An 11,419-nucleotide genomic window follows, 5' to 3' on the forward strand; every position below is an offset into this window, starting at 1 on the left:
TAACGTGCGCGGCGGCATACCCGCCGCGCAAATCGATAAAATCAGATCAGGCCACGCGATGCGAGATTACGCATCAGATGCGACGAGCCGAACCGCCACGGGCTGCATTCCGTCGACAGGCGCACGGTGTTGGTCAGCGCACCAAGCTGCGGATTGGAGATGGTCACCACATCGCCGATCTTGTGAGTAAAGCCCTGCCCCGGCGTGTCGCGGTCTTCGACAGGCGCAAACAACGTTCCCATGAACAGCACGAAACCATCCGGATACTGATGGTGCTTGCCGATGGTCTGGGCAACCAGATCCAGCGGATCACGGCTGATTTCCTTCATGGTGCTGCGGCCATTGAGAACATAGCCATCCGGTCCTTCGACCTTCAGCGCCAGTTCCGCCGAGCACACATCGTCCATCGAATAGGTTTCGTCGAACAGGCGAATGAATGGGCCAACCGAACAGGACGCATTGTTATCCTTGGCCTTGCCGAGCAGCAGGGCCGAACGGCCTTCAACGTCGCGCAGGTTCACGTCGTTGCCAAGCGTCGCGCCCTTAACCTGCCCCTGACTGTTGACCGCAAGTACCACTTCCGGCTCCGGGTTGTTCCAGGTGGAAATCGGATGCAGGCCCACTTCCGCACCATGACCGACCGCCGACATGGGCTGGCTCTTTGTGAAAACTTCCGCGTCGGGGCCGATACCGACTTCGAGATATTGCGACCAGACGCCTTCTTCTATCAGCGCCGCCTTGACGCGGGCCGCCTCTTCCGAGCCTGCCTTGAGGTTGCGCAGGCTGTCGCCGATGATCGCACCTACACGCTCGCGGATTTTCAAAGCAAGATCGGGATTGCCAGCAGCGCGTTCCTCGATCACGCGTTCGATCATGGAGCGAGCAAAGGTAACGCCGCAGGCCTTGATCGACTGCAGGTCGTTCGGTGCCAGAAGATGCAGCGCGCTTTCATCGCCGGGCTTTCCGGAAAACAGGGCTTCTAGCGAACCGATATCCTGTCCGGCGGTTGCGTGTACATGAGCCAGCGCATCGTCAAGTTCAAGCAGGTCGCGCATCGTCGGTGCAGCTTTGGTGGTAATGTCGATGACGCGCCCTTCGCGCAAAGTCAACAGAACCGGCCCCTTGGCCGTCGGGCTCCATGCTCGCCCGACAAATGTTCCCGAGGCGAAAGTTTCATTGCTGCTCACGTTTAATGCTCCTCACCGGTGTTATGCGCGGCACTCCAGACCGCATGCCTATCACTGAACTCAAACCACACTGTCGCGCCCGCAAAGCTTTCACGTTTCGTGTGATAATGCACTAACAGTTCAGTCAGTGTTTAAGGCATAAGGCAGAGAACATATTTGCGCAAAGCAAAAAACGCGGTGACGGGCATCAACCGCGCCAGTTGCGGTAAGGCGTTGAGCTTGGTGGTCAAGCGGATACTGTGTCACTCAATTGCTTTCGATGCGGTGATATCCGTACCGCCTAACAATCCGGCTATTTGAATTGCTAGTCGGTTTATGGCTTCACTCCACTGTTACCGATTTTGCCAGATTGCGCGGCTGATCGACGTCCGTGCCCATCAGGTCAGCGGTGTGATAGGCCAGCATCTGGATCGGCAGCGCATAGACGAGCGGCGTGATGAATTCAGGCACGTCCGGCAGGACGATGGTCGCCATCGTATCGACGCTGGCGCTTTCCGCACCCTTCTTGTCCGTGATCAGGATGATGCGACCGCCACGGGCCGCCACTTCCTGCATGTTGGAGACCGTCTTTTCATAAAGGCGATCGGACGGCGCAATCACGATAACCGGCATGGCTTCGTCAATCAGGGCGATTGGGCCATGCTTCAACTCGCCTGCGGCATAGCCTTCAGCGTGAATATAGGAGATTTCCTTGAGCTTCAGCGCGCCTTCCATGGCAAGCGGAAAGGACGTACCACGACCCAGATAGAGAACGTGACTGACCTTGGCCAGCTCGTGGCAAACTTCGGCAATCTGATCTTCCAGCTTCAGTACTTGATTGAGGAAACGCGGTGCCTCGGAAAGCTGGCGCACCAGTTCCTGCTCGCGGGCATCGTCGATCGCACCGCGCGCCTTGGCGGCGGCGATCGCGAGCGACGCCATCGCCGACAGCTGGCAGGTGAACGCTTTGGTGGAGGCAACGCCAATTTCCGGTCCGGCAAGCGTCGGGAACACGGCATCAGATTCGCGGGCAATGGTCGAACCGATGACGTTGACGACGGAGGCGATCTTCAGCCCTTGCGACTTGCAATAGCGCAGCGATGCCAGCGTATCCGCCGTTTCACCGGATTGCGACACGAAGACTGCAAGCGAATCCTTCGACAGCGGCATTTCGCGATAGCGGTATTCCGATGCGATATCGCTATCGACCGGCAGACGGGCAATCTGTTCGAACCAGTATTTGCCGACCGATGCGGCATAGTAAGCCGTGCCGCAGGCTGAAATCGTCAGACGGTCAATCTTGCTGAAATCGACGCCGATCGCTTCCTGACGCACCTTGCCGGTGGTGAAATCGAGATAGTTGGCAAGCGTGTGGGAAATCACTTCCGGCTGCTCGAACATCTCCTTCTGCATGAAGTGACGATGATTGCCCTTGGAAACAAGCATATTGGCCGTCTGCGTCTTCTGGATCGTGCGCTCGACCTGATTGTTGCCCTCGTCATAAATGGTGACGCCCTTGCGGGTCAGTACAGCCCAGTCACCATCTTCCAGATAGGCAATGGTGTCGGTGAAGGGCGACAGCGCAATCGCGTCCGAGCCGAGGAACATCTCGCCATCGCCATAACCGACAGCCAGCGGCGGGCCCTGACGAGCGCCGATGAGCAGTTCTTCATCGCCTTCAAAAAGGAATGCGAGAGCGAATGCACCATGAAGCTGCGGCAGGCAATCGCGCACGGCCTCAACCGGCGACTTGCCCTTTTCCAGCTCACGGGTCACCAGATGCGCAACGGCTTCGGTGTCGGTTTCGGTCTGGAACTTGCGGCCTTCGGCTTCCAGCATGGTGCACAGTTCGGCAAAGTTCTCGATAATGCCGTTATGAACCACCGCAAGGCGCTCGGTGATGTGCGGATGCGCATTACGCTCCACCGGCTTGCCATGGGTGGCCCATCGGGTATGGCCGATGCCTATCACGCCCGGAAGCGGCTCACCGGCCAGACGCTTTTCTAGATTGACGAGCTTGCCTTCCGCACGACGGCGGTCAAGCTTGCCGCCCTGCAAGGTGGCGATACCGGCGGAGTCATAACCGCGATATTCCAGTCGTTTCAGAGCATCGACCAGAAGCGGCGCGACTTCATCCTTGCCGATAATACCGATAATTCCACACATGCGTCGCTCCGATAGATGCAATCATCTTCCATTTGTGGACCGGATTTAGTCCAATAAAACAAAGTCGCAATCAAGTAATTGCATGTATCTCGAATTTGTAGCCAAACGACCTTTTTTCTGAGCGGATCGGGAAGATATCCCCGCCGACATTGTTGTGGGATAGCAGTTTCCGCAGAACTAAAAGATCACGTGATACTGGCCAACGATGGAAGCCGAGACGTTTCGCTAAACCAGCCTTGCCACCACATCCCCTAGTGACGATTGCCAATGCGGCATGGTCCAGCCAAATGTCGCGCTGAACTTCTCTGTAGAAAGGCGTGAATTGGCGGGGCGCGTCGCCTTGGTCGGATACTCTGCAGTCGCAATATCCGTCACTTCAGCGGTCGGGCCGCCCTGCTTAGCGCTTTCAGCGAAAATCCCGCGAGCAAAACCGCTCCAACTGATGTCGCCCGTACCAACAAGATGATAGATGCCATAGCCAGAAAAATCAGGCTTTGCCGCCAAATGATCCGCCACGCGAATGACGGCTTCGGCGATATCCAGCGCGGAAGTCGGATTGCCCCACTGGTCGGACACGACTGACAGGCCATCACGGGTTTCTGCAAGGCGCAGCATCGTCTTGGCGAAATTCTTGCCGAACGGACTGTAAACCCAGGCCGTGCGCAGAATGATATGCTGCGGATGGGCCTCAGCAACCAGCCTTTCGCCTTCAAGCTTGGAGCTGCCATAAACACTGCGAGGGCCGGTTGGATCGGTCTCCACATAAGGCCTATTGCTATCGCCGGCGAAAACATAATCCGTCGACAGATGAATGACGAGCGCACCGCAGGCCTTCGCCGCTTCGGCCACAGCGGCAGCACCAGCCGCATTCACCGCCAAGGCGATTTCCGGCTCATCCTCGGCCTGATCCACAGCCGTATAGGCCGCAGCCGAAACGACGACATCCGGCTTGACATTGACGATCGCCTTGCGGATCGTTTCGGGGTCTGCCAGATCAAGTTCCGGCCTTCCCAACGCAATTACTTCAAGATCCGAGCGCTCTGCGGCCTTTTCCAGAAGGCTCTGAACGACCTGCCCTTCCCGCCCGGTGACGATGATCTTCATACCGCACCTGCTTTGGTCGCACCGGTTTTGGTTTGACCGCCGCCCAGACGCTCACCAGCATAAGTGCCGCTGCGGATCGGCTCCCACCACCAGCCATTGTCGAGATACCACTGAATGGTTTTCTCAAGGCCCGTTTCGAAAGTTTCCTGCGGGGTCCATCCGAGGTCACGCTCGATCTTCGAGGCATCGATGGCGTAACGGCGATCATGCCCCGGGCGATCCGTTACAAATGTAATCAGGTCGCCGTATTTCTTGCCATTGGCGCGCGGGCGCTTCTTGTCGAGAATGGCGCAAATCGTTTCCACTACATTGAGATTGGTGCGTTCCGAGCGTCCGCCGATATTGTAGCTTTCGCCGACTTTACCGGTCGTCGCCACCAACGCCAGCGCGCGGGCGTGATCTTCGACATAGAGCCAGTCGCGCACATTCGCCCCTGTCCCGTAAACGGGCAGCGGCTTTTCGTCGAGCGCGTTCAGAATGACAAGCGGAATGAGCTTTTCCGGGAAATGGAATGGCCCGTAATTGTTCGAGCAGTTCGAGAGAACCACCGGCAAACCATAGGTTTCGTGCCATGCGCGAACCAGATGATCGGAGGAAGCCTTCGATGCCGAATAGGGCGATGATGGCTTATAGGGCGTTTCTTCCGTGAAAATGCCGCTGTCGAACGGCAAATCGCCGAACACTTCATCGGTCGAGATGTGGTGGAAGCGGAAGTTCGACTTGCGCGGTTCCGGCAGTTCACGCCAATAGGCGAGAGCGGCATTGAGCAGGCGGAACGTGCCGATGATATTGGTTTCGATGAAAGCTGCCGGACCGTCGATGGAACGATCAACATGGCTTTCGGCAGCCAGATGCATGACGACATCGACAACATTCGAACGCAGCGTGTCCAGAATGAGATTATCGTCGCAGATATCGGCCTGCAGGAAACTATAGTTCGGATGGTTTTCGATCTGACGCAGCGATGCGAGATTGCCCGCATAGGTCAGTTTGTCCAGATTGATAACATTAACCTTCGGATCAGCGGCCAGATGACGGCATACAGCCGAACCGATGAAACCTGCACCGCCAGTGACGAGAATATTCATATCATTCCTTAAGCAAAAACTTCTGCATCGGCAAGCAACGGCGCATTCTTATCCTTATCCGATGTTTGTATACCGGAAGCGGAAATTGGCCAATCTATGCCTATTGCGGGGTCATCATATCGGATTGCGCGATCATGCTCAGGAGAATAGTAATCCGTTACTTTATAGAGAACTTCTGTATTCTCAACCAACGTCATGAAGCCGTGCGCGAACCCCTTCGGCACCAAAATTTGGTTCCACTTTTCAGCTGAGACTTCTTGCGCGACCCACCGACCAAAAGTCGGTGAGCTTTTGCGAATATCGACCGCAACATCGAGAATTGCACCGCGAACAACGCGGAGCAGCTTATCCTGAGCAAATGGCAGCAACTGATAGTGAAGACCACGTACTACCCCTTTGGCCGCCGAAAAGGAGTGGTTGTCTTGGACAAAATTGAAGTCAATACCCGCATCCCTAAGCGCCTTGGCCTTGTAGGTTTCGGAAAAAAAACCACGATCATCACCAAACTTTCGCGGAAGTATCTCAACAACACCATCTAAACCTAAAGGGCGGACTTCCATTAGTATTTTCCTAGTTCATCAACACGTCGACGCAGATATGCTGCGTACTCGGTTTTACCAAGCTTGGTCGCACGTTCCAACACCGCATTACTGCTCAGCCAACCTTTATCCAGGCCGATTTCCTCTGGACAAGCAATCTTGATGCCCTGCCGCTTTTCGATCGTTTGAACAAATGACGACGCTTCGTGCAAACTGTCATGCGTACCGGTATCGAGCCAAGCATAACCGCGACCGAAGCGCTGAACATTTAACTCACCTCGTTCGAGATAGACATTATTAACGGTGGTTATTTCCAGTTCGCCGCGTGCGGACGGCGTGATTGAATGGGCAATATCGACCACGTGATTATCATAAAAATAGAGGCCCGTAACAGCCCAGTTTGACTTGGGTTTTGCAGGCTTTTCTTCAATGGACACCGCTTTACCGGTGCTGCTGTCGAACTCCACCACACCATAACGTTGCGGATCATCAACCCGATAAGCAAAAACAGTTCCCCCCTTCATTGGTTGCGACGAAAGCTGAGACAGTTTTGAAAGACCATCACCAAAATAGATATTATCGCCTAAAATCATGGCAACGCTGTCGTTGCCGATGAACTCTCTACCGATGATGAAAGCTTCAGCAAGACCATTGGGATGCGCCTGTTCGGCGTACGAGAAATTCACTCCGAACTCAGAGCCATCGCCGAGCAATTTCTGAAAAAGTGGTAAGTCGTGCGGCGTCGAGATGATCAAAATATCCTGAATGCCCGCGAGCATGAGCACACTCAAGGGATAATAGATCATCGGCTTATCATAAATCGGCAGAATCTGCTTTGAAACAGCGATTGTTAAAGGGTACAATCTGGTACCACTACCACCGGCGAGAATAATCCCCTTCATGCGATTTCACATCCTATCATCTTACTTCTTTCGCTTCGTTCATATAAGCACATTTCGTGCCTAAGATAATGGCTTCCTTTTGACGACCGTCAGACCCATTTGGCGAACCGAGAACACAAAGAATGACCTATGGTTTTTCAGCTGCTGATCCTAAAATCAATAACCAGCCATTGCTAACTATTTCAATCGTTACGTTTAATCCCGACTTAGAAGAATTTAAGAAAACGCTGGATAGCCTACGAACTGCGCTGAAGGCGCTTCCACCCAACGCATTCTCAATTACGATTGTGGATAACTCCTCTCGCAAAGACGTCGCCTCCTTTTTGCTGCGTTTCTATCCCGAATTACCAGTTACCCTAATTCAAGGACAGGGAAATATCGGCTTCGGGAGGGCCCATAATCTCGCGATTTGCCAGACGGGTGAGTTTCATCTGATTTTAAATCCAGATATTCAGCTCGATCCTGATGCGCTCATAAATGCAGTTGCCTTTATGAGAACTCATGAAAATTGTGGCCTCTTGAGCCCTCGTGCCACATGGCCCAATGAGCAACGACAGTATTTATGCAAACGCTATCCGGCGGTATTTGACTTACTTCTGAGAGGCTTTGCGCCCAAGCTAGTTCGCTCGTTTTTCTCTGCGCGCTTGGCAAGATATGAATTGCAGGCCGAAACACAAAACGCCGTCTTTTGGAACCCTCCCATAGTGAGCGGATGTTTCATGTTTTTCAGAGGTACTACTTTAAGAAATACGGGCGGCTTCAGCGATAAATATTTTCTATATTTTGAAGATTTTGACATCTCCCTAAGATCGATAAAAATTGCCGATACAGCTTATGTACCAACGATACGAGTAGTACATGCGGGGGGGCATGCTTCGAAGAAGGGGCACTGGCATATAAAAATGTTCATCCAGTCCGCCGTGACCTTTTATAGAACTAATGGGCTTAGATTATTTTAGTTTACAGCAGAGAACCAAGAAGGCACATCGAATGAAGAGATTCAGATCATATTATACTTCGATTTAGAGCCGAACCGAAAATTAAGTTGAGCGATTTCAGGAGTTTATGATTCTCTGTGGTTTACCAAGACTACGGAGGATCACATGGCCTGGACTGAAACCGCCCGGCGAGACTATGCCAGACGTGGCTTGCGCTATGCAAGCGATTGTACCGACGATGAGTGGGCAGTTGTTGCGCCGCTTTTGCAGCCGATGGGCAAAGTCGGCCGTCCGCGCGAGCATGATCCACGCATATTGTGGAACGCAATCCAATACATCGCGACAACCGGCTGCCAATGGGCGCAATTACCGAAGGAATTCCCGCCGTTTACGACGGTGCAGTACCATTTCTACCGGATGCGCGACAACGGCGTAATGCGTCAGGATGCGATGTTATATCTCGGTCTTGGTGTTAGCAATGGCTTCGTGTGTCTTCGACAATTCCTGAACGTCGTTGATGCCAGCACGCAAGGGATCGTGATAAACCTGCGTCGAATGGATCCTCAACATGTGCAGGATCACCTGCGCATCCTTAGGATCGTTTTTGTCCCAACAGTTGTGCAAGGCTTCTCGCGTGCGGGCAAGCGCCAGCGACGACACCAATCGCGTTTCGAAGCCGGCTTCCACCAACCGCCAGGCGATCGGACGATGATAATTACCCGTTGCCTCAAAGGCGCAGACCACCGGTCGGTCATAGGATTGCAAAATCTCGATCAGATGGTCATGTTCTGCACGCGTATTGAGAACAGACAATCGACGGCGGCGTTTATGGCCGGGTGCTTCGATCAACACTTCATTGCGAACCTTGGCAATGTCGATGGCTACCAACACGGCATCGGCAGGCATAGAATTCTGACTGGTCATTGTTGGTCTCTCCGGAATAAGTTGTGAACACTCACATTCTAGAGCTACTTCGACTGGCCATGGCCACCTCAAACGGTGCGCGCTTGCAGCAAAAAAGCGTAAGCGCTGTTTTCAGGCCACGGCTTTGAGATCGTGCGTTGCGGCATAGGCCCAAGGCAGCAGGTCGTCGATCTGGCTATTTGGATGATTGTTGACGATCTTGGTGAGGACGTCTGAGAGATAGGCCAGTGGCTCGACATTGTTGAGCTTTGCCGTCTCGATGAGCGAGGCGATAGTCGCCCAGTGTTCGGCCCCGGCGTCAGAACCGGCAAATAGCGCATTTTTGCGATTGAGGGCAATTGGCCTGATTGACCGTTCGACGACGTTGGAATCGATCTCGATCCGGCCATCGTCGATGAAGCGGGTCAAGCCGTCCCAGCGTGACAAGGCATAGCGGATTGCTTCGGCGAGTTTTGTCTTCTGGCTGATGTAGCCGAGTTGTTCACGCAGCCAGGGAGCGAGGCTGTCGGTAATCGGACGACTTTTTTCCTGACGGGCGACACGACGCTCCTCGTGGGGCCGGCCACGTATCTCTTCTTCGATCCTGTAAAGTTCGCCGATGCGTCGCAGCGCCTCGCTGGCGATGGGTGCCGGACCAGCGGCAGCAAGCTCATAGAAGCGGCGTCGAACGTGGGACCAGCAGAAGGCCAGCGACACGGTGTTCTTTGCCGCGAGCGGGCGATATCCACTGTAGCCGTCTACCTGCAGGATGCCGACGAAGCCGTCGAGATGGGCCATCGGTCGTTCGCCTTTGCGATCTGGCGCATAGACATAGGTGACACCGGGCGGGTCATCGCCCTGCCACGGCCGGTCATCTCGTGCATAAGCCCAAAGCTGGCCGGTCTTGGTTTTGCCACGTCCCGGATCGAGCACCGGGGCCGTCGTCTCGTCGGCGAAGAGCTTGGACGATGACTTCAGATGATCGAGCAGCCGCTGATGGACCGGGCGTAGATGCCAGGCGGCGCGACCGACCCAGTCGGCGAGCGTCGAACGGTCGAGGTCGATGCCCTGACGCTTGTAGATTTGCGCCTGGCGATACAGCGGCAGGTGGTCAGCATATTTAGATACCAGCACCTGGGCGACGGTTGCCTCTGTCGGGATGCCGCCCTCGATCAGCCTTGCCGGGGCCGGAGCCTGGACAACGACTTCTTCACAGGCCCGGCAGGCATACTTCGGGCGGCGCAGCACGAGCACCCGGAATTGGGCGGGCACAAGATCGAGCTTCTCGCTGACATCCTCGCCGATCCGATGCAGGTCGTTGCGGCAGCAGGGGCAGGCATGGTTATCGATATCGACCACGATCTCGACGCGCGGCAGATGCGCTGGCAGTGAACCCCGGTTCGTACGCCGTTTAGCGACCTGCGCCTGGCGCAGAGCAGTCGAGCCTTGTTCCTTCTCTTCCAGCCCGGCAGCCTCGATCTGTTCGGCCTCTTCAAGCCCAAGCAGAAGCTGGTCCTCTGGAAGCGTCTCTGCCCGTCGACCAAAGCGGTGACGCTGTAATTCCTTGATGATCTGCCGCAGGCGGGCATTCTCCGCCTCACGCGAAAGCACCATTGCTTTCAGCGCGTTCAGGTCATCCGGAAGCTCGTCTGCCGTCATCGTCATGGATCGAGAACAGCATATTTTGCCGCTCGGAGCGAGACGCTGAATGGCTCTGATTCAATTGGTCGCGCCCGTTATCCGGCCTTTATCGGCGTGCGCGTTTCGCTCGGCGCATGCACGCGTTTCCAGTCCAATCCTTCGAACAGAGCCGAGAACTGGGCGGCCGTCAGATGCATCACACCGTCTTGCATTCGAGGCCAATGGAACTCGCCATCCTCGATCCGCTTGGCGACCAGGCACACGCCGCTGCCGTCCCAGAAGATCAGCTTGATCCGGTCCGTTCGTTTGGCCCGGAATACGTAGATCGTGCCCGAGAACGGGTCGGCACCCATCTGGGCCTTTACCAATGCCGCCAATCCTTCAGCACCTTTGCGGAAGTCGACAGGCTTGGTGGCGATCATCACTTTTACCGCACCGGACGGGCCAATCACGACTGAGCCTTCAACGCCTGGATGACGGCGGCAATGGTTGCAGCATCGGTGCCAGAGGCAATACGCAGCCAGGCTCCATCAATCCGCAATTCAATGGCCGCCTCCGGAGAAGTTCTTCTTGGCAAACGTGCTTGCCGCGCCCTCTTCGGTTCCGAATTCTCGGGCGACACGACGACTGCTGGTGCAAACATTGGTGCTTGCTCCGGCACCGACAACACATCAAGCGGCTTTCGGGCGAGCCGTCGCCATGTGAACAACTGCTGCGGCGTCAATCCATGCCGCCGCGCCACAGAGCACACCGTGACGCCAGGCTCGCAACTCTCCGCAATGATCTGCGCCTTCTGATCGTCGCTCCATTCGCGACGACGGCCATTGCCTGTGAACACCTCAAACCGGCGTATCGGCTCATCCTTGGATTTAAGCGTAAGTTCTGAAATCGACATATGTCCTAGCCCTCTTTCGAGGTTGAACATCAATGATCAAGCGATGATCCGGAAGGTGGGGTCAGGACAGCGCTTAC

At 55.1% G+C, this 11,419-nt stretch carries 10 protein-coding genes and 2 pseudogenes; 2 read left to right on the top strand and 10 right to left on the bottom strand.

The window, feature by feature from the left end; all coding sequences use genetic code 11:
* Positions 1–41: 41 nt before the first annotated feature.
* The 6 genes from ACTJKP_RS09805 to rfbA form a co-directional block, all read right to left on the bottom strand.
* On the bottom strand, positions 42–1,187 hold the full coding sequence (locus tag ACTJKP_RS09805; RefSeq protein WP_440630489.1) for a fumarylacetoacetate hydrolase family protein: 1,146 nt from the start codon (positions 1,185–1,187) through the stop codon (positions 42–44).
* 321 nt (positions 1,188–1,508) lie between these two features.
* Positions 1,509–3,332, bottom strand: coding sequence for a glutamine--fructose-6-phosphate transaminase (isomerizing) (glmS, locus tag ACTJKP_RS09810; protein ID WP_440630490.1), 1,824 nt, complete (start codon positions 3,330–3,332; stop codon positions 1,509–1,511).
* Between the two features lie 225 nt (positions 3,333–3,557).
* A complete protein-coding gene (rfbD, locus tag ACTJKP_RS09815) occupies positions 3,558–4,436 on the bottom strand; it encodes a dTDP-4-dehydrorhamnose reductase (protein WP_121539546.1) in 879 nt (292 codons plus the stop codon).
* Complete coding sequence (rfbB, locus tag ACTJKP_RS09820) at positions 4,433–5,524, bottom strand: dTDP-glucose 4,6-dehydratase (protein WP_121539545.1); 1,092 nt, start codon at positions 5,522–5,524, stop codon at positions 4,433–4,435. Before rfbB ends, rfbD begins: the two co-directional genes overlap by 4 nt.
* A gap of 8 nt (positions 5,525–5,532) precedes the next feature.
* Positions 5,533–6,084 (bottom strand): dTDP-4-dehydrorhamnose 3,5-epimerase, encoded by a 552-nt coding sequence (gene rfbC, locus ACTJKP_RS09825; protein WP_121539544.1) that lies wholly within the window; start codon positions 6,082–6,084, stop codon positions 5,533–5,535.
* A complete protein-coding gene (rfbA, locus tag ACTJKP_RS09830) occupies positions 6,084–6,965 on the bottom strand; it encodes a glucose-1-phosphate thymidylyltransferase RfbA (protein WP_121539543.1) in 882 nt (293 codons plus the stop codon). Before rfbA ends, rfbC begins: the two co-directional genes overlap by 1 nt.
* Before the next feature lie 122 nt (positions 6,966–7,087).
* On the opposite strand from rfbA, the gene ACTJKP_RS09835 reads away from it, so the two are divergent.
* Positions 7,088–7,924: a glycosyltransferase gene (locus ACTJKP_RS09835; protein WP_121539542.1), complete on the top strand. Its 837-nt coding sequence runs from the start codon at positions 7,088–7,090 to the stop codon at positions 7,922–7,924.
* A gap of 144 nt (positions 7,925–8,068) precedes the next feature.
* Positions 8,069–8,341, top strand: a pseudogene (locus ACTJKP_RS09840) (transposase); the annotation flags it as partial.
* 18 nt (positions 8,342–8,359) lie between these two features.
* On the opposite strand, the pseudogene ACTJKP_RS09845 reads toward ACTJKP_RS09840, so the two are convergent.
* The 4 genes and pseudogenes from ACTJKP_RS09845 to tnpA form a co-directional block, all read right to left on the bottom strand.
* Positions 8,360–8,827, bottom strand: a pseudogene (locus tag ACTJKP_RS09845) (IS110 family transposase); the annotation flags it as partial.
* A gap of 111 nt (positions 8,828–8,938) precedes the next feature.
* On the bottom strand, positions 8,939–10,471 hold the full coding sequence (gene tnpC, locus ACTJKP_RS09850; protein WP_121539677.1) for an IS66 family transposase: 1,533 nt from the start codon (positions 10,469–10,471) through the stop codon (positions 8,939–8,941).
* 71 nt (positions 10,472–10,542) lie between these two features.
* Entirely contained in the window at positions 10,543–10,899 is a 357-nt protein-coding gene (gene tnpB, locus ACTJKP_RS09855; RefSeq protein WP_109366349.1) for an IS66 family insertion sequence element accessory protein TnpB, read from the bottom strand.
* A complete protein-coding gene (tnpA, locus tag ACTJKP_RS09860) occupies positions 10,896–11,342 on the bottom strand; it encodes an IS66-like element accessory protein TnpA (RefSeq protein WP_181375986.1) in 447 nt (148 codons plus the stop codon). Before tnpA ends, tnpB begins: the two co-directional genes overlap by 4 nt.
* Between the last annotated feature and the right edge of the window lie 77 nt (positions 11,343–11,419).

The sequence above is a fragment of the Brucella sp. 22210 genome (assembly GCF_052045675.1).
In the GTDB taxonomy this organism is placed as follows: Bacteria; Pseudomonadota; Alphaproteobacteria; order Rhizobiales; family Rhizobiaceae; genus Brucella.

Excerpts from the sequence above, each read along its gene's own strand:
- tnpC (WP_121539677.1), bottom strand. The coding sequence starts at position 10,471 with ATGACGATGACGGCAGACGAGCTTCCGGATGACCTGAACGCGCTGAAA.
- rfbC (WP_121539544.1), bottom strand. The coding sequence starts at position 6,084 with ATGGAAGTCCGCCCTTTAGGTTTAGATGGTGTTGTTGAGATACTTCCG.
- rfbD (WP_121539546.1), bottom strand. The coding sequence starts at position 4,436 with ATGAAGATCATCGTCACCGGGCGGGAAGGGCAGGTCGTTCAGAGCCTT.
- glmS (WP_440630490.1), bottom strand. The coding sequence starts at position 3,332 with ATGTGTGGAATTATCGGTATTATCGGCAAGGATGAAGTCGCGCCGCTT.
- ACTJKP_RS09835 (WP_121539542.1), top strand. The coding sequence starts at position 7,088 with ATGACCTATGGTTTTTCAGCTGCTGATCCTAAAATCAATAACCAGCCA.
- rfbB (WP_121539545.1), bottom strand. The coding sequence starts at position 5,524 with ATGAATATTCTCGTCACTGGCGGTGCAGGTTTCATCGGTTCGGCTGTA.
- tnpA (WP_181375986.1), bottom strand. The coding sequence starts at position 11,342 with ATGTCGATTTCAGAACTTACGCTTAAATCCAAGGATGAGCCGATACGC.
- rfbA (WP_121539543.1), bottom strand. The coding sequence starts at position 6,965 with ATGAAGGGGATTATTCTCGCCGGTGGTAGTGGTACCAGATTGTACCCT.